Annotated in this window: 22 protein-coding genes and 1 riboswitch; of the genes, 10 read left to right on the top strand and 12 right to left on the bottom strand. The window is 57.6% G+C overall.

Annotated elements, in window-relative coordinates; translation table 11 throughout:
- Positions 1-398: 398 nt before the first annotated feature.
- The 4 genes from mqnC to metA form a co-directional block, all read right to left on the bottom strand.
- Positions 399-1,532: a cyclic dehypoxanthinyl futalosine synthase gene (mqnC, locus tag GXP70_RS08990; RefSeq protein WP_162356126.1), complete on the bottom strand. Its 1,134-nt coding sequence runs from the start codon at positions 1,530-1,532 to the stop codon at positions 399-401.
- Positions 1,533-1,701: 169 nt separating this feature from the next.
- A complete protein-coding gene (locus GXP70_RS08985) occupies positions 1,702-2,880 on the bottom strand; it encodes an aminotransferase class I/II-fold pyridoxal phosphate-dependent enzyme (RefSeq protein ID WP_162356125.1) in 1,179 nt (392 codons plus the stop codon).
- A 4-nt stretch (positions 2,881-2,884) separates the two neighbouring features.
- Positions 2,885-4,045: a PLP-dependent transferase gene (locus tag GXP70_RS08980; RefSeq protein WP_162356124.1), complete on the bottom strand. Its 1,161-nt coding sequence runs from the start codon at positions 4,043-4,045 to the stop codon at positions 2,885-2,887.
- A 58-nt stretch (positions 4,046-4,103) separates the two neighbouring features.
- On the bottom strand, positions 4,104-5,021 hold the full coding sequence (gene metA, locus GXP70_RS08975) for a homoserine O-acetyltransferase MetA (protein WP_162356123.1): 918 nt from the start codon (positions 5,019-5,021) through the stop codon (positions 4,104-4,106).
- A gap of 103 nt (positions 5,022-5,124) precedes the next feature.
- Positions 5,125-5,231: riboswitch (SAM riboswitch) on the bottom strand.
- 541 nt (positions 5,232-5,772) lie between these two features.
- Here metA and corA point away from each other — a divergent pair.
- Positions 5,773-6,708, top strand: a complete 936-nt coding sequence (corA, locus tag GXP70_RS08970; protein WP_162356122.1) for a magnesium/cobalt transporter CorA — start codon at positions 5,773-5,775, stop codon at positions 6,706-6,708.
- Between the two features lie 85 nt (positions 6,709-6,793).
- On the opposite strand, the gene GXP70_RS08965 is transcribed toward corA, so the two are convergent.
- Positions 6,794-7,447 (bottom strand): metal-dependent hydrolase, encoded by a 654-nt coding sequence (locus GXP70_RS08965; RefSeq protein WP_162356121.1) that lies wholly within the window; start codon positions 7,445-7,447, stop codon positions 6,794-6,796.
- A 57-nt stretch (positions 7,448-7,504) separates the two neighbouring features.
- Positions 7,505-8,779 (bottom strand): MFS transporter, encoded by a 1,275-nt coding sequence (locus GXP70_RS08960; protein WP_162356120.1) that lies wholly within the window; start codon positions 8,777-8,779, stop codon positions 7,505-7,507.
- A gap of 191 nt (positions 8,780-8,970) precedes the next feature.
- Between GXP70_RS08960 and GXP70_RS08955 the strand changes: the two genes are divergently transcribed.
- The 3 genes from GXP70_RS08955 (at position 8,971) to GXP70_RS29785 (ending at position 12,073) form a co-directional block, all read left to right on the top strand.
- A complete protein-coding gene (locus GXP70_RS08955; RefSeq protein WP_162356119.1) occupies positions 8,971-9,873 on the top strand; it encodes a LysR family transcriptional regulator in 903 nt (300 codons plus the stop codon).
- Between the two features lie 83 nt (positions 9,874-9,956).
- Positions 9,957-10,766, top strand: a complete 810-nt coding sequence (locus tag GXP70_RS08950; protein WP_162356118.1) for a histidinol-phosphatase — start codon at positions 9,957-9,959, stop codon at positions 10,764-10,766.
- A 218-nt stretch (positions 10,767-10,984) separates the two neighbouring features.
- On the top strand, positions 10,985-12,073 hold the full coding sequence (locus GXP70_RS29785) for an EamA family transporter (RefSeq protein ID WP_225442730.1): 1,089 nt from the start codon (positions 10,985-10,987) through the stop codon (positions 12,071-12,073).
- On the opposite strand, the gene GXP70_RS08940 is transcribed toward GXP70_RS29785, so the two are convergent.
- Positions 12,038-12,904, bottom strand: coding sequence for a DUF695 domain-containing protein (locus GXP70_RS08940; RefSeq protein WP_162356117.1), 867 nt, complete (start codon positions 12,902-12,904; stop codon positions 12,038-12,040). The genes GXP70_RS29785 and GXP70_RS08940 overlap by 36 nt on opposite strands.
- A gap of 255 nt (positions 12,905-13,159) precedes the next feature.
- Between GXP70_RS08940 and GXP70_RS08935 the strand changes: the two genes are divergently transcribed.
- The 3 genes from GXP70_RS08935 to GXP70_RS08925 all read left to right on the top strand — a co-directional run bounded on the left by GXP70_RS08935 (position 13,160) and on the right by GXP70_RS08925 (position 15,320).
- On the top strand, positions 13,160-13,468 hold the full coding sequence (locus tag GXP70_RS08935; RefSeq protein ID WP_318652420.1) for a winged helix-turn-helix transcriptional regulator: 309 nt from the start codon (positions 13,160-13,162) through the stop codon (positions 13,466-13,468).
- A 659-nt stretch (positions 13,469-14,127) separates the two neighbouring features.
- The gene (locus GXP70_RS08930) at positions 14,128-14,448 is read left to right on the top strand and encodes a transposase (RefSeq protein ID WP_162355109.1); all 321 of its coding nucleotides are present in this window, start codon (positions 14,128-14,130) and stop codon (positions 14,446-14,448) included.
- Positions 14,418-15,320: an IS3 family transposase gene (locus GXP70_RS08925; RefSeq protein ID WP_162360268.1), complete on the top strand. Its 903-nt coding sequence runs from the start codon at positions 14,418-14,420 to the stop codon at positions 15,318-15,320. The genes GXP70_RS08930 and GXP70_RS08925 overlap by 31 nt, the downstream gene beginning before the upstream one ends.
- An 850-nt stretch (positions 15,321-16,170) precedes the next feature.
- On the opposite strand, the gene sdhB is transcribed toward GXP70_RS08925, so the two are convergent.
- The 3 genes from sdhB to GXP70_RS08910 are packed head-to-tail and all read right to left on the bottom strand — an operon-like array spanning position 16,171 to position 19,394.
- On the bottom strand, positions 16,171-16,935 hold the full coding sequence (gene sdhB / locus GXP70_RS08920; protein WP_162356116.1) for a succinate dehydrogenase iron-sulfur subunit: 765 nt from the start codon (positions 16,933-16,935) through the stop codon (positions 16,171-16,173).
- Between the two features lie 14 nt (positions 16,936-16,949).
- A complete protein-coding gene (sdhA, locus tag GXP70_RS08915) occupies positions 16,950-18,698 on the bottom strand; it encodes a succinate dehydrogenase flavoprotein subunit (RefSeq protein ID WP_162356115.1) in 1,749 nt (582 codons plus the stop codon).
- A 24-nt stretch (positions 18,699-18,722) separates the two neighbouring features.
- Positions 18,723-19,394 carry a succinate dehydrogenase cytochrome b558 subunit gene (locus GXP70_RS08910; protein ID WP_162356114.1) on the bottom strand — a complete coding sequence of 224 codons (672 nt, stop codon included), beginning with the start codon at positions 19,392-19,394 and terminating at the stop codon, positions 18,723-18,725.
- 312 nt (positions 19,395-19,706) lie between these two features.
- Here GXP70_RS08910 and GXP70_RS08905 point away from each other — a divergent pair, with 312 nt between their 5' ends.
- Positions 19,707-20,600: a LysR family transcriptional regulator gene (locus GXP70_RS08905; protein WP_162356113.1), complete on the top strand. Its 894-nt coding sequence runs from the start codon at positions 19,707-19,709 to the stop codon at positions 20,598-20,600.
- 418 nt (positions 20,601-21,018) lie between these two features.
- Positions 21,019-22,626, top strand: coding sequence for a CPBP family intramembrane glutamic endopeptidase (locus GXP70_RS08900; RefSeq protein ID WP_162356112.1), 1,608 nt, complete (start codon positions 21,019-21,021; stop codon positions 22,624-22,626).
- Between the two features lie 95 nt (positions 22,627-22,721).
- Here GXP70_RS08900 and uvrC read toward each other — a convergent pair whose 3' ends face one another.
- Complete coding sequence (gene uvrC, locus GXP70_RS08895; protein ID WP_162356111.1) at positions 22,722-24,842, bottom strand: excinuclease ABC subunit UvrC; 2,121 nt, start codon at positions 24,840-24,842, stop codon at positions 22,722-22,724.
- A 195-nt stretch (positions 24,843-25,037) separates the two neighbouring features.
- Between uvrC and GXP70_RS08890 the strand changes: the two genes are divergently transcribed.
- Positions 25,038-25,184: a YqzM family protein gene (locus GXP70_RS08890; RefSeq protein ID WP_162356110.1), complete on the top strand. Its 147-nt coding sequence runs from the start codon at positions 25,038-25,040 to the stop codon at positions 25,182-25,184.
- Between the two features lie 197 nt (positions 25,185-25,381).
- Here GXP70_RS08890 and GXP70_RS08885 read toward each other — a convergent pair whose 3' ends face one another.
- On the bottom strand, positions 25,382-26,197 hold the full coding sequence (locus GXP70_RS08885; RefSeq protein WP_162356109.1) for a class I SAM-dependent methyltransferase: 816 nt from the start codon (positions 26,195-26,197) through the stop codon (positions 25,382-25,384).
- Positions 26,198-26,802: the final 605 nt, after the last annotated feature.

Genomic DNA, 26,802 nt, shown 5'->3' with positions numbered 1-26,802 from the left:
ACGCAATCGCGTGCGCGTTGATTGGAACAGCGGCCGCCGGCAGCGCGGCGGACATGAGACAAAGACGACATCGAAGCATATGCTTAAATTTCGCGCCGCACGGAGCGCCGTTATCGGAATGGCTCGAAGGTTCGATAGGCAGGCGATGGGCCGATCGGTCGCCCGATCGCGTTTTGCCGCTTCCTTAACAGTATATGGTTCGTCGGAAGCAGATATACGATGTATGCTCTGCCTGCGCTGGCCGGACGCTGGAATGAAAGGCTGATCTTGGATGCGCGCACGGTCTTGATTATCATTCACCCTTGCGTACCCTGAAGGAAACGAAGACGCAAAAAAGCCTCCTCGCCGGCGGATGATCTCCGCCGTTGAAGAAGCTTCAGGAAGCTATGGCCCGAACCTTAGTTTTGCATAATAAAATCGTTCTGCGCCTGCTCGGATTCCTCGTACACCTTCAAGATGTCGTACTTCGTATTCCGCTGCGCCGGGATTTTGCCCGCTTCGCGGATGATGCGAAGCGTCGAGCCGATGTTGACCTTGTGTGTCGTGCCCGCAGCGGAGACGACGTTCTCCTCGATCATCGTGCTGCCGAAGTCGTTGCAGCCGTACGAGAGCGTCAACTTGCCGATTTCCGGCCCCATCGTCACCCACGACGATTGGAAGTTGTCGATGTTGTCCAGCGTAATCCGGCTGATCGCGAGCGTCTTCAAGTATTCCTCCGGCGTCGCTTTCTCCCGCTTCATGTTCGTGTTCTCCGGCTGGAACGTCCACGGAATGAACGCCAGGAAGCCCTTGGAGTCGTAGCCGTTCGCGATGCATTCGTCCTGCGCTTCGCGGACGCGGAGCAGATGCAGCGCGCGCTCCTCCATCTCTTCGCCGAAGCCGATGACCATCGTCGCCGTCGCGTTCATGCCGATCTTATGGCCGGTACGCATAACGTCCATCCAGTCCGTCCACGACCCTTTCAAGCGGCTGATCTTCCGTCTCGTCCGGTCGTCGAGGATTTCGCCGCCGCCGCCCGGCAATGAATCGAGGCCCGCCGCGTTCAGCTCGCGCAGCACCTGCTCCAGCGGCAAGCCCGACAGCGTGACCATCTTCTGAATTTCAGCCGGCGAGAAGGAATGCATCGTAATTTCGGGATAGTGCGATTTGATTTTGCGCAGCAAATCCAGGTAGTACGAGAACGGCAGATCCGGGTTGACCCCGCCCTGCATCAGGATTTCCGTTCCGCCGACATCGATCGTCTCCTGTATTTTCTTCAGGATCGTTTCGTCGGACAGGACGTAGCCCTCCTTCGAGCCCGGCGCGCGGTAGAACGCGCAGAACCGGCAGTACACGTCGCAAATATTCGTGTAGTTGATGTTGCGTCCCACGACGAACGTCGTGATCGGCTCCGGATGCTTCCGCATCATCAGCTGGTTGGCGACATGCCCCATTTTCTCGATTTCGTCGGATTCGAACAGCGTGATGCACTCTTCCAGTCCGATCCGTCCGCCTTGCAACGCTTTATCTAAAATTGGATCGATGTTAGACAATGCAGTAGACCTCCTTCATTCCACATTTCCGTACCCAAACAGGTTCAATTTATACTACCACAAACGCAATCGGCCGTCATATGCCGTCCGAACGCGGTAACTCCCCCAAAACGAAGAAAAACGCGGCTAGTCCATCCGGACAGCCGCGTATGGCTCTATATGCGCCGAATTACCCGTTCAGCGCTTGATCCAAATCCGCGATCAGATCGTCGATATCCTCGAGACCGACGGAGTAGCGCAGCAGCCCGTCGGTAATGCCGCGTTCATGCCGCACTTCCTGCGGCATCGCCGCATGGGACATCATTGCCGGATACGACAAGATGCTCTCGACGGCGCCAAGGCTTACCGCCACGAGCGGCAGCTTCACGCGGCTCAGCACCGCCTTCGCCCGGTCGCCGTCGCCGACGTCGAAGGAGACGACCGCGCCGTAGCCCTTGGACTGCTTCTCGTGGACCTCGCGGCGCGGGTGATCGGCCAGCCCCGGATAATACACGCGCGTTACCGCCGGATGGCCGCTCAGCCATTCCGCCAGCTTGCGGGTGCTGCGCTCGCTCTGCTCCATGCGCGCCTGCAGCGTCTTCATGCCGCGCATCAGCAGCCACGATTCCTGCGGCGCAAGCACGGTGCCGAGCCCGTTCTGCAGCTGCTTCAGACGGCGTCCGAGGCTGTCGTTCGCCACGACGGCCAGTCCGGCCAAGACATCGCTGTGCCCGCCGAGGAACTTCGTCGCGCTGTGCAGGACGATATCCACGCCGAGCTCGATCGGACGCTGATGGTAAGGCGTCATGAACGTGTTGTCCAGCAGCGTGATCAGCTCATGCGATTTCGCCCATGCCGCGATCTCGCCGATATCGGTAATTTTGAGCGTCGGGTTGGACGGCGTCTCCATGAACACGGCCTTCGTATTGGAACGAAGCGCCGCCTTCACCGCGTCGAAATCCGTCATGTCCACGAACGTCGACTCGATGCCGAGCCGGTTCAGAACGGTCGTCAGCAGGCGGTACGTGCCGCCGTAGACGTCCTCCGTCACGATGACGTGGTCGCCGGTCGAGAACAGCAGGAACGCTGTCGAGATCGCCGCCATGCCGGAGGCGAACGCGAACCCGCGCGCGCCGCCTTCGAGCAGCGCGATGTAATCTTCCAGCGCCTGGCGCGTCGGATTGCCGGAACGGCTGTAGTCATGCACCGGCGGATTGAAGATGTCGTGGTGGTGGAACGTCGACGCTTGGTAGATCGGCACGCTGGACGCGCCGGTATGCTCGTCGATTTCGCTGCCGAAATGAATCAGCTTCGTCGCGAATTTCGTTTCGGGCTTGTTGTTGTTGTTTTTGGATTGCTGCTCGGACATCGGATTAAGCCCCCTCGATTTCGCGTTTTGCCGCATCGAACGCCTGCGCCAGGTCGGCGATCAGATCGTCCTGGTGCTCGATGCCGACGGAGAAGCGCAGCAGACGATCGTCGACGCCGATTTTCTGCCGGATTTCGACCGGAATGTCGGCATGCGTCTGCACGGCCGGATAGGTCATCAGCGATTCCACGCCGCCGAGGCTCTCGGCGAACGCGATCAGCCGGATATGGCGCAGAATCGGCTCCACGTAAGCGGCATTCTTCAAGCGGAACGAGAAGATGCCGGTGTTGCCGGACGATTGACGGCTCTGCGCGTCATGGCCGGGATGATGCGGAAGCGCCGGATAGTACACTTCGTCCACCGCTTCATGCGCGAGCAGCCAGTTCGCGATGGCCGTCGCGTTGGCCTGATGGCGCTCCATGCGCAGCGCCAGCGTCTTCATGCCTCGCATCAGCAGCCAGGAATCCTGCGGACCGAGCACGGCGCCGAGCGAATTGTGCAGGAACGCCATCTGCTCGGACAGCTCCTTGCCCTTCGTCACGATCAGGCCGGCAAGCACGTCGTTGTGGCCGCCCAGATATTTGGATGCGCTGTGCACGACGATATCCGCGCCAAGCTCGATCGGACGCTGGAAGAACGGCGTCAGCAGCGTGTTGTCCACGATCGACAGCAGGTTCTTCGATTTCGCCCATGCGCAGACGCGCTCCAGGTCCGTAATCATCATCAGCGGATTCGTCGGCGTTTCGATCAGAATCGCCTTCGTCGACGGCGTAACGAGCATGTTCAGCTCGTCGATATCGTTCGTATCGACGTACGTCGCCGTCACGCCGAAGCGGCTCATGATCCGCTCCAGCAGGCGGTAGGTGCCGCCGTACAGGTCAAGGGATACGAGGAGATGGTCCCCCTGTCCGAACAGCGAGAAGATGGTCGTCAGCGCGGCCATGCCGCTGCTGCAGGCGAATCCGGCGTCGCCGGATTCCAGCTGCGCCGCCGCTTCCTCCAGCACGGAGCGCGTCGGGCTCTTGGTGCGGGCGTAATCGAACCCGGTGCTCTCACCGAGGCGCGGGTGGCGGAAAGCGGTCGCTTGATAGACGGGAAAACTGACGGCCCCGGTAACGGGCTCCTTGATGGATCCGATTTGCGCTAAACGGCTTTCGATTTTCATGTGCGGAAGACTCCCTCTCCTATATACTTGCGTCTATTGTGCGTTTGTGGGGCTCGCGTTATATGCCCGCTCCCAGATCGTACGGCGTTTGCTGGTACACGTAATAATTCAGCCAGTTCGAGAACAGCAGGTTCGCATGCGCGCGCCACGTGGACAGCGGCAGCTTGGACGGATCGTCGTTCGGATAGTAATTTCTCGGCAGCGCGATGTCCATTCCTTTGGCCACGTCGCGGTCGTATTCCGCCTTGAGCGAACACGGATCGTATTCGGAATGGCCCGTGACGAATATTTGCCGGCCGTTGCGGGAAGCCGCGATGTACACGCCGGCGTCGGGCGAAGTGGACAGGATGTCCAGGTCGTTCACCGCTTCGATATCCGCGGTGCGGACTTCCGTATGGCGCGACTGCGGCACGAAGAATTGCTCGTCGAAGCCTCTCATCAGCGGTACGTTGCGTTTCACGACCTGATGCGGGAATACGCCGAACATTTTCTCGGCCAGATCGTATTTCGGAATGCCGTAATGGTGGTACAGGCCGGCCTGCGCGCCCCAACAGATATGGAACGTCGAAGTCACTTTGCGGGTCGACCAGTCCATGATGTCCTTCAGTTCTTCCCAATAATTCACTTCTTCGAACGGCAGCGTCTCTACGGGAGCGCCCGTGATGATCATGCCGTCGTAGTATTCGTGCTTGATATCGTCGAACGTTTTGTAGAACGACTCCAGATGCTGCGAGGACGTATTCTTGGACGTGTGCGTCTTCGGGTGAATCAGCACCGCTTCCACTTGAAGCGGCGTGTTGCCGATCAGCCTCAGCAGCTGCGTCTCGGTCACTTCCTTGGTCGGCATCAGATTGAGAATGACGATCCGCAGCGGGCGGATGTCCTGGTGATACGCGAAGCTCTCTTCCATGACGAAGATATTCTCTTCGATCAGAATGTCTTTCGCCGGTAATTGATCGGGTACCTTGATCGGCATGTCGACTCACTCCTGTCATCGTTCTGTCTTCTCTTGAGGAGGGCAATGAAAAAGCGAAAGCCCCTCTCTGACAGAGAGGGGCATAACTGTATCGTTCATGCGCCTCTCATCTCTCAGAAACCAACGTTTCCGCAAGAATTAGCACCGTGCGTTCACACGCCGGTTGCCGGGCTTCATCGGGCTAGTCCCTCCGCCTGCTCTTGATAAGAAAGCTTGCTTATTTAATTGTGGAATCACGTTATGGGAATACTTTAAATCATTCCTCCGTATACGTCAAGACACCTCCGTTCAAGGTGAAACGCTTACACCGGACATTGGGCGGCGAAGCCCCTTTCAAGTCTACGAAAACGGCGTCACCACAGGCTTTTCGGGGCATATGCTAATACAGGCGAACGCCCTATTTTTGTGCTTGTATGGAAAGACGCTGTCGGAGTATACTAGACAAGGATTATGCGCGACTTGTCGCTTATTTGAACGATAAAGGGGTGTTTACGAATATGGACGGCGACCCGAGGCCTGCGGACAACCGTACCGTGCATGCGGCTTCCCGCATGATGGATACGCGTTGTCGCATCGATCACCGGCGTGTTGAAGCGTCAGTTTGTCCGCATACGCTTAACCGGCCTTATTCGTACGACCGCCCTGTCTTGCGGCGCCGCGAATAACGGTCCTTTGGGCGTGTTCGCGCAGGCTTCCTTCCTCATGCCGGCATCCGGGAACTATTCAGCTAGGCAGGAGAGGAGGAGCGCGGATGAAAATCCGTCATGTGACGCAAGGCGTCTTCAAGACGATCGACGACGTTGCCACGGCAACGATTCCGCCCGCGGAGGGCTTCTACTGGATCGACGCGGACGTGGACGATCTTACCGTATTGCAGCCGTTATTCTCGCTTCACGAACTGGCGGTCGAAGACTGCCTGAGCGAAGAGGAGCAGCGGCCCAAAATCGAGATTCACGAGGGCCATTATTTTCTCGTTATCAACAGCATCCGTTTTGACGATGAAGAAATTTTTCTGCGCGCCTTGAACATTTTTCTGGGACGCCATTATATCATTACCGTTACGAAACAGAAGATCAACGAGCTTCGCTCGCTGAAGCCGATTCTGCTCGAGGAGCAGGTCAGCAGGCCGGACCACTTCCTGTATCATCTCGTCGACATCGTTGTCGACAATTACTTCCTCGTCGGCGACCGGATCGAGGTGCGCATCGAGAGTCTGGAAGAAGACATTCTCGTGCATACGAAGAAATCGCATCTGAACGAGATCATCGGTCTGCGAAGCGAGATTCTATGGCTGAAGAAAGTGCTCGGCCCGCAGAAGGAATTGATCGCGACGCTCAACAAGAAGGATCTCAAGCTGATCGACGACCAGCTGCAAAAATATTTCAGCGACATCTACGAGAACGCCGTCAAGATCGCCGAGACATTCGACACGTACCGCGATCTCATGGGCAACTTGCGAGAAGCTTATCAATCCAGCCTCGCCAACCGCGCGAACGAAATCATGCGCGTGTTCACCGCCTTGACGACGATCTTCATGCCGCTCACCTTCATTACCGGCATTTACGGGATGAACTTCGACTACATTCCCGGCCTCCATATGCACGGCGGCTCCTACGTGCTGCTGACGTTCATGCTGCTGCTCGGATTCGGCATGTTCTTCATCTTCCGCAAGAAGGAATGGCTCTGAGCCGCTGCGGCATTCCGCAACGATATGCCAAAAGCTCTCCTTGACCCTTAAGGTCTCGGAGAGCTTTTTGCAATTGCTACCCGGATTACAGCTTGCCGAGCGGCAGCTTGAACGTCTTCTTCGTCAGCGGATACAGCCATTTGACGCCGCTTGGCGTCAACGTATCGGCGATCAAATGCGACAGGTAGCCCCATAACGCGGTTTGCGCGATATCCGCTACGCCGATCTGCGCCTCCAGCCCGTTGCCGATGGCCCACCATGCCGCGGCGGCCCATACCGTGTGCGTCAATCCGCGATGGTTCAGCCAAGGCACCCAGGCGACGAAGACGCCGAGTCCCATCAGCCATGACAGCCCTTGGGCGAAGCCGCCGTACAGCAGCCCGAGTCCGATCAAGCTGACGAGCGCGTTGCGAATCTTGCCGTTGCCGAGCACGAGGCCGAGCAGCAGCACCGAGACGGCGGCGATGGCCCACTCCACGCGGAGAAAGCCTTTGGCCGCATAGGCAATGCCGGCCGCCGCGGTCAAGGCGGCTCCGCCCCATAACAGCAGCGCGTGAACCGCCTTGGCCGCGCGGTTCAGCTTGCCGCTCAGCATGCTCGTGCCGTCCAGATCGGCGCTGAGCGACGAGAAGGCCGCGACGGCGACGTACAGCGCCGCATTCCGCGCCGTGAACGGATGGCTCGCGGCCGCCGCGACGCCGATCGCCAGGCCGATGGTCAGATGCGTCGTTCCTTTCATAGGCAGTACCCCTTTCGTGTGACTGACAAGCTGCCCGGTTCCCTGCTTCGGCAGCGGTTAGGCGGCGGCCTCACCGGCCAGCGCCTCCCGCTTTCCTTTATCCACGTCCACATAAACGAGAATGGCAATGCCGATGATAAAGAAAGCCAGCAGCGCCAAAATCCCGTAGCGGCTGGAGCCCGTGATCGTGCCGACGACCGAGAAGACGAACGGTCCCGCAATGGACGCGAACTTGCTCGATAAGCTTAAGAAGCCGAAGAATTCCGCCGTTCTCGAAGGCGGCACGAGCGAGGCGTACAGCGACCTCGCCGTCGCCTGGCTTCCGCCCTGCACGAGCCCGACCAGCGCGGCAAGCGCATAGAAATGGACGGCGCTCGTCATGAAGAAGCCGAGAATGACGATCAGTATATAGACAGTCAACGAGCTGTAGATCGATTTCTTCACGCCGATCCGCGAAGCGAACTTGATGAACAGCAGCGTGCTTGGATACCCGACGAATTGGGTAATGAGCAGCGCCGCGATGAGATCGTTCGTCTCGATGCCGATTCCGCTGCCGTATATCGTCGCCATGACAATGACGGTATTGATGCCGTCGTTGAAGAACCAGAAGGAAGCCATGTACTTGAGCAGCTCCGGGTAACGCTTCAAGGTCGCGATCGTCCCCTTCACCCGAGACAATCCCTTCTTCACCGCCCGGCCGAAGCCCGCGCTTTCTTCGCGCGCCGTCTCCTTCACGTTACGCATGACGGGCAGCGAGAACAGGAGCCACCAGACGCCGACCATCGCGAAGACCGTCTGCGTGGCGAGCGTCTTCGTCGGAAAGCCGAGCTTGTCGTAAAACATGATCATAACAAGATTTACGAGCAGCAGCAATCCGCCGCCCAAATAACCCATGGCGTAGCCTCTGTTGCTGACCGCGTTCATCGTCTCCGGCGTGGATACGCTCGGCAGCAGCGCGTCGTAGAACGTATTGGACGCGGCGAAGCCGATCGTCCCGATGACGACGAGAACCGACGCGAACAGCCAGTCGCCTTCGCCGATAAACGCCATGCCGACGGACGCGGCGGCGCCGATATACATGAAGGCGGACAGGAATCGGACTTTCGACCCGGCGTAGTCGGCGACGGCGCCCAGGATCGGGCACAGCACCGCGACGAAGAGCATCGCGATCGTCTGCGTGAAGCCCCAGTAATTCTCCGCGGCGTTGCCGATGAGCCCTTTGCCGGCGACTTCCTTGTAGAACACGGGCATTACCGCGGCCATGATCGTCGTGACAAAAGCGGAATTGGCCCAGTCGTACATGATCCAGCTTCGCACCGCCTTGGGGTTCATGCGATTCGCTCCTTTATTAGCGCTAACGGCTCATTAATCTTTCACAAGGATTCGACGGCATTCGCATGATTCCTTCTCGCGAATTATGAAGATCCCTTCATACGCGATACGTTTACTTTACTGCCGGGCAGGATTTCATTTATAATAAAAGCAGTATGTGATAAAAATCTTTAATAGTAGGGAGGGATTCCGTGAATATAAACCAGCTTGAAACGCTGTTAACGATCTCTCGGACGATGAGTTTCCGGAAAGCCGGCGAATTGCTGAACTTGACCCAGCCCGCCGTGTCCGCGCAAATCAAAAGCCTTGAGGACGAGTTTAAGACGGTGCTCATCGATCGGAATCAGCCCGTCACGCTGACCGATCGCGGCAAGGTTTTCCTGGATCACGCCGAGCGCATGCTGTCCATCGTAGAAGAATTGAAGCAGAAGCTGTCCGACCTGAACCAGACGCCGCAGGGCCATATCGTGCTCGGCACCACCTCCTCCATCGCCATTCAAATTTTGCCGCGTGTGCTGTCCTACTTTCAAAATCAATTCCCGCTTATCAAGACGACCATTCATTCCATGCCTTCGTCCGGCGTCATGGCCAGCGTCGAGAACGGGAACGTCGATATCGGCATTACGTACCTGAACGAACGGAATCCGAACGTGGAAACGTCCATCCTGTATTACGACACGTACGAGCTCGTCGTAGCGCCGGAGCATCCCATGAGCCAATTGAAGCATACGACCGTCGAATCGTTGAAGGACATACCCATGATTATGCTGTCGCCGGATACGTTAGGACGGCGGTTCCTGGACCAGATCTTCCGCAGATTCAACTTGCAGCCCAATATCGTCATGGAGCTGTCGAGCAGCGAAGAGGTCAAACGGATGGTGGAGATCAACCTCGGCGCCGCCGTCGTCTCCAAGCTCTCCATCGCCAACGAAGTCCGCCTCGGCACGCTGAAGCGCATCAAAGTCAACGAGCTGGATATGAGCCACCCGGTCGGTCTCGTGTACAAGTCGGGCAGGTACATCAATTCCGCCATGCAGCAGTTTCTGAGCGATTTGAAAGGCATGCCCGAAGACCATTTCATTAGCAGCGAATAGCGTATGCTTTCGAAGCGAGTTTCGTTCATCTTGCCGGAGGCCCGGCTGCGAAGCGCACACAACACTTTTAGGAGGAGAACAGCGTGAAGTTCGACTTGCATACGCATCATTTCCGTTGCGGTCACGCGGATGACCGGATCGAGGATTATATTCAAGCCGGGATCAAAGCCGGCTTGGCCGTCATCGGCATATCGGATCATTCCCCTTATTTCTTCAGCGACCAGGATCGGCTCAATCCCGGCATCGCGATGGCGAAGAGCGAATTCGCCAACTACGTCGACGAGGTGCTGCGGCTGAAAGGCAAGTACGAAGGCCGGATCGACGTGCTGCTCGGCGTCGAATCGGATTTCTTCCCCGAGCATATCGAGCTGTACCGCAGCATATACGCCCGTTATCCGTTCGACTACATCATCGGCTCCGTGCATCAGTCGCGCGGCGTCAGCATCTTCAACCGCAACCGGTGGAAAGGCTTGTCGGAGGCGCGCAAGCAGGAAGAGAAGCGTCATTATTACAAGCTGATCGGCCAATCCGCGCAGACCGGCATGTTCCAGGTGCTCGGCCATATCGACGCCATGAAGGGCTACTATCCGGCGTTCTCGGACATTCAGGCCGACGACGCGATCGACGAAGCGCTCAAACTGATTGCGGACAGCGGCGTTTCCATCGAGATCAATACTTCGGGCTCGACGAAGGATGTCGGCGGCTGGTATCCGTCGGATGCGATTCTGGAACGGGCCTGCCATTACGGCGTTGCCGTGACGTTCGGCTCCGACGCGCATAAGCCTGGCCGCGTGGGCGACGAATGGGAGCTCGTTGCCAAGCGGCTGAAGGAAATCGGCTTTACGCAGTGGCAGTATTACAAGAACAAGCAGCCTGTTGTCGTGCCCTTATAGAACTTCCCTTCCCTTCCCTGAGAAGCAGCCGCTGCGGCGGCGTGATGGATTCGGATAAAAAAAGCGGACCTGCGCATCGCAGGTCCGTAAATGTATAATCAAAAGGGGGTCTTGGTCAGTATAATACCCCTTGAATGTAATGGAACGATAACAGAAACATTTCAGTTGTATGACAAATTCGAATTTCGGGCGCACATCGCGCGGAAAGGTGACATACAATGTGGTTTGCAGCAGCTATCGGCAGCGCACTGCTCTTCGGGCTGGCGGGCTGGTGGATGAAAGTGTCCCAGATGCAGGGCGGCGCGAACGCCGATCTGTTTCTGGGTCTTTATTTGTCCGGCGCGGCCGGATTCGCGGTGAACGGCGCGATCGAGGGAACCCTCGATTCGGCGCTGACCGATCCCCGGGTATGGATCGCAGGCCTGTTCATCGGAGCCGGCTCCGCGCTCGGCAACGCGCTGTTCATGAAAGCGATGGCTTACGGTCCGGCCAGCCTGACATCGCCTTTGACGAACATGAACATCGTGCTTGTCATCGGACTCGGCACCTTCGTCTATAACGAGCCGCTGACCGCGTTCGAGCTGACGGGCATCGTGCTGCTGCTCGCCGCCGTTGTCTTCATCTCCGTTCGAAGATCCGGACAGCGCCAGGCTCTCCGGCGGAAGTGGCATCTCTACGTCGGCCTCAGCATCTTGCTGTTCGCGGTACGCAACGGCGGGCTGAAAGTAACGGACGAGATGGGACTGCACGGCACGCCGGTATTGTTCGCCGCTTACGCGCTATCCTTCCTCGGCTTCGCCTGGGTCGTCCTGCGCAATTGGATGCGAGCTCACGCTTCTCTGCAATCTCAGTCAGAGCCCCAGCCGGAACCTCAGTTAGAACTTCAGTCAAAACGTCAGTCATCCGTCGGACTGTCGTCGAGGTCAGCAGCCGCGAGCGATGCGGCGGGCGCCGATGACGAAGCGGCACATCCCGCAGACAGAGCGGGATTCATGACGGACGGATCTTCAGCCGCCGGCAATGGATCGTCAGCCGTTAGAGCCGGGTTGAAGGACAGCCTCCTCCGCAGCGCCGCATCTACAGGGCTGAAGTGGGGCCTGATCGCCGGATTATTCTCCTATGCCGGCTTGCAGCTCTACGCCGTTGCGCTGCAGACGGGACAAGCGAGCATCGCCGCGCCGGTCTTCGCCACTAACGGCCTCGTCGTCGCCGCCGGCTCCATCCTCGTCTACCGGGAGCGATTGACCGCGCTCCAGTGGTCCGCGTTCGTCTTAACGATTGCCGGGCTGATTCTGATTCGGTTGTGATTGGCCGCGCATGAACAGCCGGCGGCATGCGGATTGCACCGCTTCCTTGCGGCGCTTCATATACCAGCGAAACCGCATCGCGGCCGACAGCCGCATCGTGGAGCCCCAGCCGTCGTAGCGGCCCGCCCGCCCGTCGAGCAGCTGGTACAGCTCGCGCACGCGGGCATTAATCGTATCCAGGCGTACGTCCTCGTACTTGCTGATCACGAGCGGATACGGGAAGTCGTCCTCCGGCTTGCTCTCCTTGCCTTTCTCGATCGCGTAGCCCTCGCTTTGAAGCAGCTCTTCCATTTCGACCCTGTCCTCCGCCTCGCGAAACAGCAGCCAGTGATACACGATGCGAGGCTCCGCGATCTTATCGCCTTTATGAATGAGCGCATAGATCATTTGCGCATTATGAACGAACAGCTCTTCCAGCGCGCTCGGCATCAGGAAGCGGTAGAACTCCCACTCCGGATCCGACTTCGAATACGACTGCGCGCGGTGCGGCCAATGCTCGTCCAGCCATGCGCGAATCGCATTTCCCCCGGTTAGGCCTTCCTTCGCGTAATAATAGAACTCCAGCCGCGTCGCGGCGTTGATCCGGCCGACGTACACCGCATCCGCCGTGCCGTTCAGCCAATGCTCCAGCTTCGCTTCAAGCTCCTCCAGCTGGATGATGAATTGCCGGTTATTGCGCGTATTCTCACGGACCGGATACAAATTGACCGTCACGGACAACAGCTCCGTATATCCTTCAAGCGGCGCCGTCGCCCGATGCCCGATATTAACGAGAACGCGCATCTGCTCACCGCCGGCGCGGCGTTCATAGAAACCCCAGTTGTCTGTCATTGCACACCTCGATACCTTGTCTATCGCATTCGTCTGTCCCTCTATTATAACAGGCCTGTTTTCGACACGTCCTAGAAAATATTTCGGCACCGCCCGGGAATAAAATAATAGATTGTCATATTATGTCTCTCAATTCAAACTTACTTTACTATAGTTGATAGCAAATGAAAAGTATTCTTCGGCACAAGCCGAATATCCATTCCCTTTACAATTTGTCCTGTGTTACAATAGAGGGAGCGAAAGAGGGGTGATAACGTGGATTATTCCAAAATGTGCCCAAAGTACGAATGCGCGACTGAATTGTTAGGCAAGAAGTGGATCGCTCTGATTATACGCGTCCTTCTGGGTGGACCGAAACGGTTCAAGGAAATCAAAGAACAAATTCCGGAAATGAGCGACAAAATGTTGACCGACCGGATGAAGGAATTGGAGCATTGCGAGATCATTAAACGTAATGTCTATCCCGAGATGCCCGTTCGGATTGAATATGAATTGACCAAGAAAGGGCGAGGACTTGAGCCCGTTATCCAATCCATTCAAGATTGGGGCGAACATTGGTGCTAAGCCGCCGATCCTGAGCGGCTTGGGCTGTTATAGCAAGGAAGGGCTGTTCCCATGCGGAACAGCCCTTTTGTGTTGCGAAGCCCGACGCCGATTGCCGGCGTCGGGCTTCGCGGCTTAGCGGGGGGAGCGGCCTGGTGTGCCGGCGTGGTGCGCTGGCCTGCTGCGCTGGTTTCGTGCGCTGGCCTGCTGTGCTGGTTTGGTGTACTGGCTTGCTGTGCTGGTCTGGTGTGCTGGCCTGCTGGTGTGCTGTGCAGGCTTGCTGTGCTGGTCTGCTGTGCTGGTTTGGTGCGTTGGTCTGGTGTACAGCGGCAGCCGGGCTTGATGCCGGGCATCGGCTCGTGGGCGGCGGCCTTGAGGGGCGGCAGGCGTCGGAATGGCGCCGCAGCCGTTCCTAAAGCCGGGCATCGGCTCGTGGGCGGAAGCATTGAGCGGCGCCATCGCGCACGCGCAGCCTGCGCAAGCAGGCGCAACTGCTATCATCATGACGGACTAGTACTAGGACAGCACTGCCGCTTGCCTTACGGACACCAGATCCGTTATTCGTCCGAATTGACATTCATTTTCACATCTTTCGGACACCATGCAGTTAGTATTAATAGTGGACACACGCTTAACGAACACAGGATAATACACGTAACGAATAAGAAGAGGTGTCCACTATGGGGGAACAACGGCAACGATACAACGAAGAATTTAAGAGACAAACAGTGCGATTCGTGCAGGAGCAAACGAAGTCCCTTTCGGATCTGAGTGAGGAGTTGAATATCCCCAAAAGTACGCTGAGTCAATGGATGACACAGTACCGACAGTTCGAAAAGGAGCCGGTGGTGAATCACCCTGAGAAAATCAAACTCCTCGAACAGTCACTAAAGGATGCTGAGCTGGAGAACCGCCGTAAAGAACGCGAGCTCGAAGACATGAAAGAAGAGCTCGCTATCCTAAAAAAAGCATTGCACATTTTCAGCAAAGCAAAGAACTAAGGTTCCAGCTCATCGACGAACACCGCTCCGAGTTCCGAGTCGAGAAAATGTGCGTAGTCTTAGGAGTATCCAAGAGCGGCTATTACAAATGGCTTGAAGCAACGCCTTCCGAGCGTCAACTGCGTAAAAAGCAGCTCACTGAAAGGATTACGTGGCACTTCTACGACTCACAGAAACGCTACGGCAGCCCGCGCATACACAATGAGCTCGTCAAAGAAGGCTGGGTCGTCTCTGAACGCACGGTAGGCAAGATCATGAAAGAGAACAACCTTCGCTCGTGCATGTCGGGGAAATTCAGAGTGACCACGACAGATTCTAAACACCAACTGCCGATTGCGCCAAACGTGCTTCAGCAAGATTTTACCGCAACGAAACCGAACCAGAAGTGGGTAGCGGATATTACGTATATCCCCTGCCGCCAAGGGAAGCTTTACCTGGCTAGCATTTTGGATTTATACACGAAGCAAATCGTAGGCTGGAAGCTTAGCAATACCATGACGACAGATTTGGTTTTGGACGCCTTGAAGCAAGCGTACGCGGCTAAGAAACCAGCAAAGGGTCTCATTCATCACTCTGATCGCGGATCGCAATACGCGTCCAAAGAATACCGCAAGCAGCTCAAGAAGTACAAAATGGAAGCCAGCATGAGTCGCAGAGGCAACTGCTACGATAACGCTTGTATCGAGGCGTACCACAGCATCTTGAAACGCGAATTGATCTACTGCAATCCTAAGTTTAAAACCCAGGCAGAGGCATACCAGGAAATCTACCGCTACCTGGAGTTCTTTTACAACCGCAAACGCTCGAACAGCACACTCGGCTACATTTCGCCGTATCTATTTGAGCAACTTTATTACGAAAAAAATGCATAATTTCTTGTCCACTTTATTGACGGAAGAGCACCAGATTCGTTATTTCGATCAAATGCGAGATTTTCGATGCTCACATCGGCAAATAGCGGATCCTAAGTCCGAGCCGTCTTTGAAAAAGGGAGATTTTCAACAAATAACGGATCGTATGTCCGCGACCTTGGCGCGGCGCCAAACGCAGCAACAGGCAACATGATACGTACCCCTCGCCCGGACGAGCCGGCCTGCTGTCCTACTGCCCCGGCGCAGGTTTATTAAAGCCGCGACCTTCTTCCGGCGACGCCTCCCCTGCGACAGGCATCGCGACGGCACGGCGGCGGCGACCAGGAGGCACGGAGCACGGAAGTTACGCATGAGAGCGACTTTGGTGCGAAGCACCACGGGAGCGCTCATCGTAACATTCGCACGAAGTGCCGGCCCCCAGGGAGCCGCCTCCTGCTCCGCCCGCCGCGGAAGCCTTCCCGATGGTACGGCTGCGGCCACCCCGGAAGCACGGAGCACGGAAGTTACGAATGAGAGCGACTTTGGTGCGAAGCACCACGGGAGCGCTCATCGTAACATCCGTACGGAGTGCCGGCCCCGGGGAGCCACTTCCTGCCCGCCTTCCCTGCGCCTTCTCGCGCCGCCTCCCCCCGCGACAGGCATCCCGACAATACGGCTGCGGCCGCCTCGAAGGCACGGAGCACGGAAGTTACGAATGAGAGCGACTTTGGTGCGAAGCACCACGGGAGCGCTCACCGTAACATCCGCACGGAGTGCCGGCCCCCAGGGAGCCGCCTCCTGCCCCTGCCCTAAGCGATGCCCAAAGCAAAAGGCGCCCCGCAAAGGAGCGCCTTTATTCCTCAAACCGAAGCTACATGCCAAGCCATGTCTTGAACAAATGCTTCGTCGTATCCTTATTGATCGCCGCGATCGACGTCGTCAGCGGAATGCCCTTCGGACAGGAGCGCACGCAGTTCTGCGAATTGCCGCAGCCTTCGATGCCGCCGTCGTCCATCAGCGCTTCCAGACGCTCTTCCTTGTGCATTTCGCCCGTCGGATGCGCGTTGAACAAGCGAACCTGCGAGATCGCCGCAGGACCGATGAAGCTGTTGCGGTCGTTGACGTTCGGGCATGCCTCCAGGCAGACGCCGCATGTCATGCACTTGGACAGCTCGTACGCCCATTGGCGTTTCGTTTCCGCCATGCGCGGGCCAGGGCCGAGATCGTACGTACCGTCGATCGGGATCCATGCCTTGACGCGCTTCAGCGCATTGAACATGCGCTCGCGGTTGATGACCAGGTCGCGGACGACCGGGAACGTCTTCATCGGAGCCAGGCGAACCGGCTGTTCCAGTTTATCGATCAGCGAGCTGCACGCTTGACGCGGCTTGCCGTTGATGACCATGGAGCAAGCGCCGCAGACCTCCTCGAGACAGTTCGACTCCCAGCATACGGGCGCCGTCTTCTGTCCGTCGCTCTTCTTCGGATTGCGCTGGATTTCCATCAGCGCGCTGATTACGTTCATGTTCGCGCGGTACGGCACTTCGAACTCTTCCGTGTACGACGCTTTGTCCGGACCGTCCTGGCGCGTAATGATCAGCTTGACCGTTTTCTGTGCTACTGCTGTTTCCGCCATCGTGATTCTCCTTCCTATGATTTGTCCTTGGAATAGTCGCGTTTACGCGGCTTGATCAGCGAAACGTCGACGTCCTCGTACGAAATTTGCGGGCCTTCCGCCGTCCATTTCGCTTTTGTCGTCTTGAGGAATTCCTCGTCGTTGCGGTCCGGGAATTCCGGCTTGTAGTGCGCGCCGCGGCTCTCGTTCCGCATCAGGGCGCCGAGCGTCATCGCTTCGGACAGCTCCAGCATGTTCCACAGCTGGCGGGTGAACGCCACGCCGGCGTTGTTCCAGCTCGCCGTGTCATTGATGTTGATTTTCTGATAGCGCTGCTTCAGGTCTTTGATCGAGGCGATCGTTTCTTCCAGACGCTTATTGAAGCGAACGACGGTCATGTTGTTCGTCATCAGCTCGCCAAGCTCTTTATGCAGGACGTAGGCGTTTTCCGTGCCGTCCATCTTAAGAATGTTCTCGTACTTGTCCGTTTGGCGCTTCTTCTCGCGGTCGAAGACGGAGGAAGGAAGGTCCTCGGCCGATTTCTTCAAGCCTTTGAGATATTCGACGGCTTTCGGCCCCGTGATCATGCCGCCGTAGATAGCGGACAGCAGGGAGTTCGCGCCGAGACGGTTCGCGCCGTGGTATTGATAATCGCATTCGCCGCAAGCGAACAGGCCGGGAATGTTCGTCATTTGGTTGTAATCGACCCACAGACCGCCCATCGAATAGTGAACCGCCGGGAAAATCTGCATCGGGATTTTCCGCGGATCGTCACCCGTGAACTTCTCGTAAATCTCGATAATACCGCCGAGCTTCACGTCAAGCTCCTTCGGATCTTTATGGGACAGGTCAAGATAAACCTTGTTCTCGCCGTTGATGCCGAGCTTCTGATCGACGCACACCGCGAAGATTTCGCGAGTGGCGATATCGCGCGGCACCAGGTTGCCGTACGCCGGATACTTCTCTTCGAGGAAGTACCAAGGCTTGCCGTCCTTGTAGGTCCAGATCCGTCCGCCTTCGCCGCGCGCGGATTCGGACATCAGGCGGTTCTTGTCGTCGCCGGGAATCGCCGTCGGGTGAATTTGGATGAACTCGCCGTTCCCGTAATACACGCCTTGTTGATACACGGCGCTTGCAGCCGTGCCCGTGTTGATGACGGAGTTCGTCGTTTTGCCGAAAATAATGCCAGGGCCGCCGGTTGCCAATATAACCGCGTCCGCAGCGAAGGTATGAACTTCCATCGAGCGCAGGTCTTGCGCGGTAATGCCGCGGCACACGCCGTCGTCGTCCAGGATCGCGCCCGTGAATTCCCAATGCTCGCGCTTCGTGACGAGGCCGGCCGTTTCCCAGCGGCGAACTTGCTCATCCAGCGCGTACAGCAGCTGTTGGCCCGTCGTCGCGCCCGCGAACGCGGTACGGTGATATTGCGTGCCGCCGAAGCGGCGGAAATCCAGCAAGCCTTCCGGCGTGCGGCTGAACATAACGCCCATCCGGTCCATCAAGTGAATGATGCCCGGCGCGGCGTCGCACATTGCTTTAACCGGCGGTTGATTCGCCAGGAAGTCGCCGCCGTATACCGTATCGTCGAAGTGCTCCCACGTGGAGTCGCCTTCGCCCTTCGTATTCACGGCGCCGTTGATGCCGCCCTGCGCGCACACCGAGTGCGAACGCTTGACCGGCACGACGGAGAACAAGTCGACGTGAACGCCGGCTTCAGCCGCTTTAATCGTAGCCATCAGGCCGGCGAGACCGCCGCCGACAACAATCATTCTATTTTTAGCCATTTCATTTCGCTCCTTGTCTTAGACTTAAACGAGATTCGTCGCTTGCAGGGCAGCGGAAGCCGCTTCCTTGAATTCGTCGCCGCGGAACGACACGAGCGACAACAGGAACAACACCGCCACGATGACGAATACGCCCATCCAAATGTAAGACGAGACACGCTGCGCGCGCGGTCCGATCGTAATGCCCCAGCTGACGAGGAAGGCCCACATGCCGTTGCTGAAGTGGAACGTAGCGGCGAGAATGCCGATAATGTAAAGCACGAAGTAGAAGCCGTTCGACGTGATCGAGTGCATCTCATTGCCCAGCTGCTCATGCGTAACGTTGCCGAGCGCGACTTGCAGCCTCGTTTGGTACAAGTGCCAGAAGATAAAGATGAAGGTAATCACGCCCGTAATCCGCTGCAGCGTGAACGCCCAGTTGCGGCCGTACTGGAAGCGGCCGGAATTCAGGTTGGACTGGTAAGCCACGTACAGGCCGTAGACGCCGTGGAACAGAAGCGGCAGCCAAATGCCGATCAGCTCCAGGAAGAATACGAGCGGCAGATCGTTCAGCCACTTGACGCTGTCCGCGAATCCCTGCGGTCCTTTCTCATAGGCCGAGAAGTTCGTTATCATGTGTTCGATAATGAACAGGCCAAGCGGGATGACGCCGAGCAAGGAGTGAAGCTTGCGCGAAAAATACGAATTTCCTTTCATGTCGTAAACGTTCTCCTTTCCAAACTGTGGGGTTACATTCGCCAATTTTCACCATTCGACAAAACCATTCTCCATTGTACCCTTCGCCCAAAAAGGCGTCAATAAAGTTTCTTTCCATCGGCAGGATGGCAATGAGCTGCGCAACCGATGAATCCGCCCCCGATTACTAAACATTTTCACATAATGGTCGCATTTCACATCATACTCCTTTTGCGCTTATAATGGAATTGCGTATTATTCATTACAACTTATAACGAATCGACATATGCAGCTCGAATAATCAGCTCCATGACAAGGGGGACACGGCAGTCCATGCTAGAAGAATTGAACATGTTTACCGTCGTCGTCGAGCAGTCCAGCATGAACAAGGCGTCGGCGGCGCTCAACCTGTCCCAGCCGGCCCTGTCGCGCAAAATCGCCAAGCTGGAGCAGGAGCTCGGCACGCTGCTCTTCCGCCGGATCGGCAAACGGCTGGAACTGACGCGCATCGGCCAGCTGACGTACGACTACGCGGTGGAAGCGAGGCAGCAGCATCTGCGCTTCCTGAAGCTGCTTGCCGAGTACAAGGATACCGGACGCTCCACGTTCACGATCGGCGCCAGCCTGACGACGCTGCAAACGTCCCTGCCGGACTTGATCCAGGCGCTGACCGCGATCAGCCCGGAGCTCGACATCAAAGCGATTACCGGCAAAACGCATGAAATCGTCACGCTTGTCCGCGAACGCAAAGCCGATCTCGGCATCGTCGCCTCGAGCATCGAGGATCCGCATCTCAACTGCGTGCCGCTCTTCGACGACCACCTCGTGCTCGTTCTTCCGCGAAACCACTTTATAATGGAGAAAACAGCGCCGGTCATCAACGATTTGAACGGCATGCCGATGATTCTGTTCTCCAAGGGCACCTGGTACCGGATCATGACGGACGAGCTGTTCGAGCGCTATCGGCTGCTGCCCGACGTCCGCATGGAGATCGACTCGTTCGAGGCGATCCTGCGCCTGCTGCAGACATGCCGAGCGGCGACGCTGCTGCCGAAGTCGTACCTGCGTCCGCAGATGCTGACGGACAACGACCTGCTCGTCGTGCCGATCCGCGAGCTGGAGCAGTCGAAACGGACGACTTCGCTCATCTATGATCATTCGGATAGCCTGAGTCCGGCCGTCCGGCAGTGGATCGACGAAATCGCTTCCCAGTACAGACCCGTGTAGCAGCGCGGATCGGGCCGTTGCCGCGGCGGAGGAGCACCTTCGAAGCGGAGCGGCCCGGCTTCCCGGGCACGACGACAAGCAAGGCGAACATGCGGAAACCCTCTTCTTTAGTGTTTGCCATTTTTCGTATCCAATACCATGCGGACGGGCCGTCCGGCGGCCTTTCTTTGCGCATGAGCGGCAGACAGCGGACGCGGACGCCATTTTTTCCTTCCATTTATATGGCGAATGGCGGTTTAATGGCGGAATCGGCGAATATGAATAGGACATGTACGTTCGCGCAGCTCGGTCGCGCCGCCGGCGTTACCGCCGCCTGCCGATCATGGAAAACGGCAAATCGGATATGTTAAGGTTAGGCAATTGACTCGTCTTCTACGTCTTGCAGGTTGTTGTACAATACGCGCAAACGAGGTGCTGCATGGATGCATTGCAATTAAAGCCCAATTGGAAATGGTTCGGCTGGCTGGCCGGAATCGGCATCATTCTTTATTTGCTCATTCAAATCGTTCCATCGACGGCGGAATCGTTCTTCTCCAACAACAGCGAGCCGGTCATCGCCAAGAGCAAAGCCGAGCAGCTCGCGGCTTCCTTCGTGCAGCGGCAGTACGGAAACCGGCCCTTGAGCGTTCATGCCGTTCATCAATCGGACAGCATGCTGTACGGCTACCTGGAGAAGAACAAGCTGACCCGCAGCTATGAAGACAAATACGATGCGACGCTTCCGACGGATACGTTTCAAGTGAACGCGGAAATGCCGGATAACAGCATGGCGTTCGTCTACGTTCATATGCAGAGCGGCAAGGTTGTCGGCTGGAACCGGCTGGACGACAAGGACGTCAAGCCCGCCCGGGGCAGCGGGCTGCAGGAATCCGCGCTCGCGTTCGCTTCGTCCCAAGGCTATCAGAAATCCGGGCTGAAGGTGTACCGGACGCAGCCGGAAACCGGCGATATCTGGCTGGAGCAAACAACCTCCGACGTCGGAGAGGCGAAGCTGATGCTCGGCATTCGCAGCGAGCAACTGGATAACGGCGGCTACCGCATCGTGAAGTTCAAGCCGGCTTTCGTCGTTCCGGAGAGCTATGCCGATTATGTAACGAAGCAGAAGAAGCTCGCCAATTACTTGTCGACCATCGGCAGCCTGTTCCTCTCCTTCGTGCTGTTTATTCTGGCTATCATCTATGCATCGCTTTATCGCAAACACAGCTCGTTCGTTAGAGGGATCGTCATTACGCTGCTGTTCCTCGTCATGTATATCGTCAACGATATCAACATGAAAGACGGCCTTCTCGCCGGCTACGGCGAAACGGCCGACGGCAGCATACTCGCGGCGGCGGCCGTGCTCGTGACCTGCCTCGTGACGATCGTCATGGCCCTCGCCGTCTATTTCTCGCTCGTCGCCGGCGACGGTCTGTGGCGGTCGATGGGCCGCAGCTTATGGCCCCGTTACGGCCAAGCCGGCTATGGCGAGCATGTATGGCGCAGCATGTGGCTCGGCTATTTGTCGGCCTTCGCGCTGCTTGGCCTGCAGACGGTCATCTTCATCGTTCTCATGCATGCCTACGGCTCCTGGGCTACCACCGACGTCACGCAATCGACGTACAATCTGGCGGTCCCCTGGGCGTTCCCGCTCCTCGCTTGGTGCGCCGCCATCTCGGAGGAAGCGGTGTTCCGGCTGTTCGGTATCGGGCTGCTGAAGCGCTGGTTCAAAAACTCGTTCGTCGCGTCGCTCATCCCGACGATCATCTGGGCGCTCGGCCATGTCACGTATCCGATCTTCCCGTCGACGACGCGGCTGCTGGAGCTGACCGTCATCGGTCTCGTCTTCAGCTTCCTGTTCCTGCGCTTCGGCTTCATTACCGTGCTGTTCGCGCATGCGATCTTCGACAGCACGATGATGGCGATCTCGCTCATGTTCATGGGCGGCGCCGGCGACGTGCTGATCGGCATCTTCTACATCGTTCTGCCGATTCCGATCGCCTGGCTCTTCCGGGCATGGGACAAGAGGAGACGGCTATCGCCGGCTTAAGCGGCGCGGCGCGTTCCATTCCGGCGAAATAGAAGATGGCGTATATAAGGAAGAAGTTGATGCATGCTTATATAAAAAAAGAGGGTCGAAACCGTCTAGGACGGTTCCTCCCTCAATGCTTCGATAATTTGCGCGGCGAGCTTCTCGCCGATCGACAGAGGCCGGAAATCTTCGATTGCGGCCTCTTTGATTTTCTTAATGGAGCCGAAATGCTTCAGGAGCGCCTTGCGCCGCTTCTCGCCGATGCCCGGAATGGCGTCGAGCCTCGAGGCGACCATCGACTTGGCCCGCTGCTCGCGGTGGAACGTGATGGCGAAACGGTGCACCTCGTCCTGAATGCGCTGGAGCAGGTAGAACGCCTGGCTGTCGCGCGCGAGCGGCACCACTTCCGGAGGGTCGCCCGTCATGAGCTGCGCCGTCTTATGCTTGGCGTCCTTGACGAGGCCGCATACCGGAACGGCGAGGCCGAGCTCGTTCTCCAGGACGTCCAGCGCGGCCGAGATCTGTCCCCGGCCGCCGTCGACGATGATCAGATCCGGCAGCGGCAGCCCTTCGTTCAGCACCCGCTCGTAGCGGCGGCGGACGACTTCCCGCATCGTCTCGTAATCGTCCGGGCCTTGGACGGTCTTGACCTTATACTTGCGGTATTCCTTCTTGTCCGGCTTGCCGTCCGTGAAGACGACCATCGCGGACACGGGATTCGTGCCCTGGATGTTGGAGTTGTCGAACGCTTCGATCCGGCTCACCTGCGGCAGGCCGATCGCTTCCGCGAGCCCTTCCGCCGCCTTGAACGTGCGGTCCTCGTCGCGCTCGATCAGCTTGAACTTCTCTTCGAGCGCCATGCTGGCATTATGAACGGCCATGGCCACGACGTCCTTCTTCCGCCCGCGCTGGGGAATGAACACCTTCACCTTCAGCCATTTCTGCAGCGAGCTCCGCAGCTCCGCTTCCGGCGTGCCGGCGGCCGGCGCTTCTTCGGCATCGGCTGCATCCTCGTCCGCTTCGACCGCTCTGATCGCGACGGAAGCTTCAGTTTCGCCGCCTTCCGTTTCCGTTTCCGTTTCGCCTTCCGTTTCGGCCGCGACGGCCTCATGGCCGAGCCGGTAATCGGATTGCGCTTCGGCGGCGAGCGATGCCGGCTGCCTGGCTTCCGCCGCATCCGTCAGCGTAACGGAGCCGGCGCCTTGTCCGTCAGCCGCTTCCATCGATGGCGCTAGCTCCTCCGCGGTATCCGCGCCGGGCAGCGCCGGCAGGAAAATCTCCTTCGGCAGCGCCGGGTTCTCCGAATAATACTGGGTCACGAACGTCATGAAGTCGTCGTACGCATTGCCGTAATACGGGAACATCGTCGCCCGGCGCTCGATCAGCTTGCCCTGCCGCATGTACATGATTTGCACGCACATCCAGCCCTTGTCGACCGCGAAGCCGAACACGTCGCGGTCCATCGCGTCGTTCATCGTAATCTTCTGCTTCTCCATGACGGCGTCGATGGCGATAATCTGGTCGCGGAATTCCTTCGCCCGTTCGAATTCCATCTCCTCGGCGGCCGCTTCCATCTTGGCCTGCAGCGCCTTCCTCACCTCGTCATGCCCGCCGCCCAGAAACCGGGTAATCTCCTGGACCATCGTCTCGTACGTCCCCGGCGCGATATCGAATTCGCATGGCGCGACGCATTGTCCCAGATGATAGTAGAGACATACCTTGTCCGGCAGCGTCCCGCATTTGCGCAGCGGATACAGCCGGTCGAGCAGCTTCTTCGTCTGCTGGGCCGCGAACGCGTTCGGATACGGTCCGAAATACTTGCCCTTGTCCTTCACGATGCGCCGCGTCACCTCGAGCTTGGGATGCTTCTCGCTCGTGATTTTGATATAAGGAAACGTCTTGTCGTCCTTGAGCAGAACGTTGTAGCGCGGGTGATACTGCTTGATCAAATTGCACTCGAGAATGAGCGCTTCCATGTTGCTGGACGTGACGATATATTCGAAATCGCGGATCTGCGAGACGAGCCGCAGCGTCTTGCCGTTATGGCTGCCGTTAAAATACGACCGCACGCGATTTTTGAGCACTTTCGCCTTGCCGACATAGATGATGGTGCCGCTGCCGTCCTTCATTAAATAGCAGCCGGGCTGATCCGGCAGCAGCGCGAGCTTGCCGCGGATCCGTTCTTCCGCAAGACGCCTGTCGGCGGACGTCTCGCTTGCGTGATTGTCGCCCATGTTCCTCTCCCTCCCGGTCGATCGCTACCTTTTATTGTACCACATGGCGGTTTCGATTGCGGCGGAAGAACTTAGCGGATGCAGGATCCGACATGGAAAATGTCCTCAATTTTGTCACGTTCGCGCCTTTACAATTATTCTGAAAGTTGGTTATACTATGGGGAGCAATCGTCGCCTTAGAGGAGGAAATGAAGCATGGAAAATGTTAGAGATCCACGTGAGCACGTGAACGAGGAGCCGCGCGATGACTTATTCGACGTCGCCATGGGGTTCGGCGGGTTCTTCGGCCTTCTGTTCGTTATTTTCGCCGTTGCGGTGATTATCAAATTCGCGATTTCGTAATTCGAAGGCCTTGGTTCGGCTGCCTGCCGGAGCAAGGTCTTTTAAATAGCTCTAAATCCGGCCCGCCGGTTGTCATTGGCCGGCAACGGCGGCCTTGGCCTTGGGCGCGCTTCTTCAACGCGCGGTCTTGAACGGTTACATAGCGAAAGGAACGGGAATTCGACAGGATCCCCGTTCCTTTCGCGTTTTCCGGCGGATTATCGCTTCCGCGCCCATATAATCGCCCTGTGCGTATGCTCGCCGATCGGATTGCGCCGGTAGTCTCCGAATTCCCGGATGACGGTCAGCCCTGCGCGCTCCAGCCAGCCGTGCAGCTGCTCCAGCGATGCGTAATGCTTGATCGAAGGAACGTCCTTCATCAGCGCCTCGCCATTGCTCAGCGCGATATCGAATCTGCGCGTAGACCTGTCTATGCCCTCCGCCGCATCGTAGGCGCTGTCCAGCAGCACCATTCGCCCGGTATTGCCCGCGCGGTCGGTGCCTTCCCAGATGAGGCGCGCACCCGGTTGGCCGAATACGGCTTCGGGACGGGCAAAACAACCGTAGTCGATATACACGTGACCGCCGGGTTTGACTGCGTTTGCCGCTTGTTCAATGAACAAGGCTTGCGCTTGCTCGTATGCGACATCGGCTACGATATTGAACAGAATATTCCCCGCGAGCACGACGACGTCGTAGCCTTCGCCCCAACCTTCCGCAATCGCGTCGGCCTGGCGCCAGGCGATATTCTTCAAGTCCTTCGCCTTGCCTGCAAGGCGCTCCAGCATGAACGGATCCCGGTCGAAGCCGACGGCATCGTGCCCGGCTTTGGCCAGCGGCACGAGTATGCGCCCGCTGCCGCAGCAGGCCTCAAGGATGCGCAGGGAGGGCGTTTCCAGCATCGATAACAGGAAGCGGACGTCCTCATCCGTCTCGAACAAATGCTGGTCATATAAATCGGCGCACCAGCGCGCGATGATTTGATCTTCGTTCAGGAGTTCGTTTTCCGTTTCATTACGCTGCTTTTCGCTCATTATTCAAGACCTCCTTTGGCAGGGGGATGGTCATGCGCGCGCAGCCCTCCGTATAGCGGCGGTTGCGATATTCAGTCCGTTCGTCATCGGATATCACCCTTTCTTATCGGATGCGCCGGCGAATCGCGGCACGCTCATTGTGGCAGATTCGAACGCCGGCGTACAGGTAAAGCATGGGTATAGCCAAACTTTCACGGGAATCGACACGGGAACGACGGCTGCCGAAATCGCCGGTTGACAAACCTGGCGGTTTCGGCATAAAATGGCATCATCAAACCAACGAGGAGGCTGATGTGAAATGGCAGCAACTTACACGATCTTATCTGTGAAGGAAATCGCATACGCATCGGTCTCGGACGGATTATAGAAGAACCGGCAATGTAATGCCGTTTCAATGCCGCAGGGAACCGGATGCTTCGGTTTCCTGCGGTTTTTTTCTGTCCGGGCCAAGGGGCGCCCTTGCCGACGGCGATCGGCTTCGAACGCGTACGCATGTACGAGGCATCGAAGCGGTTCGCGCATCGGACGGCGCCGCCCCATCCGCGAGCAGACCGCAGGAGCTACTTCCTGCGGTCTTTTTTTGACGTTTTCGACTGTCGTCCTGT

The organism is Paenibacillus lycopersici (assembly GCF_010119935.1).
In the GTDB taxonomy this organism is placed as follows: domain Bacteria; phylum Bacillota; class Bacilli; order Paenibacillales; family Paenibacillaceae; genus Paenibacillus_Z; species Paenibacillus_Z lycopersici.
This window is presented reverse-complemented; position numbering and strand designations above follow the sequence as displayed.

Coding starts and splice junctions, on each gene's coding strand:
- GXP70_RS08890 (WP_162356110.1), top strand. CDS start 25,038: ATGGAAAATGTTAGAGATCCACGTGAGCACGTGAACGAGGAGCCGCGC.
- GXP70_RS08965 (WP_162356121.1), bottom strand. CDS start 7,447: ATGAAAGGAACGACGCATCTGACCATCGGCCTGGCGATCGGCGTCGCG.
- sdhB (WP_162356116.1), bottom strand. CDS start 16,935: ATGGCGGAAACAGCAGTAGCACAGAAAACGGTCAAGCTGATCATTACG.
- GXP70_RS08905 (WP_162356113.1), top strand. CDS start 19,707: ATGCTAGAAGAATTGAACATGTTTACCGTCGTCGTCGAGCAGTCCAGC.
- GXP70_RS29785 (WP_225442730.1), top strand. CDS start 10,985: ATGTGGTTTGCAGCAGCTATCGGCAGCGCACTGCTCTTCGGGCTGGCG.
- GXP70_RS08940 (WP_162356117.1), bottom strand. CDS start 12,904: ATGACAGACAACTGGGGTTTCTATGAACGCCGCGCCGGCGGTGAGCAG.
- metA (WP_162356123.1), bottom strand. CDS start 5,021: ATGCCGATCAAGGTACCCGATCAATTACCGGCGAAAGACATTCTGATC.
- GXP70_RS08960 (WP_162356120.1), bottom strand. CDS start 8,779: ATGAACCCCAAGGCGGTGCGAAGCTGGATCATGTACGACTGGGCCAAT.
- GXP70_RS08910 (WP_162356114.1), bottom strand. CDS start 19,394: ATGAAAGGAAATTCGTATTTTTCGCGCAAGCTTCACTCCTTGCTCGGC.
- GXP70_RS08985 (WP_162356125.1), bottom strand. CDS start 2,880: ATGTCCGAGCAGCAATCCAAAAACAACAACAACAAGCCCGAAACGAAA.
- sdhA (WP_162356115.1), bottom strand. CDS start 18,698: ATGGCTAAAAATAGAATGATTGTTGTCGGCGGCGGTCTCGCCGGCCTG.
- uvrC (WP_162356111.1), bottom strand. CDS start 24,842: ATGGGCGACAATCACGCAAGCGAGACGTCCGCCGACAGGCGTCTTGCG.
- corA (WP_162356122.1), top strand. CDS start 5,773: ATGAAAATCCGTCATGTGACGCAAGGCGTCTTCAAGACGATCGACGAC.
- GXP70_RS08900 (WP_162356112.1), top strand. CDS start 21,019: ATGGATGCATTGCAATTAAAGCCCAATTGGAAATGGTTCGGCTGGCTG.
- GXP70_RS08930 (WP_162355109.1), top strand. CDS start 14,128: ATGGGGGAACAACGGCAACGATACAACGAAGAATTTAAGAGACAAACA.
- GXP70_RS08980 (WP_162356124.1), bottom strand. CDS start 4,045: ATGAAAATCGAAAGCCGTTTAGCGCAAATCGGATCCATCAAGGAGCCC.
- GXP70_RS08885 (WP_162356109.1), bottom strand. CDS start 26,197: ATGAGCGAAAAGCAGCGTAATGAAACGGAAAACGAACTCCTGAACGAA.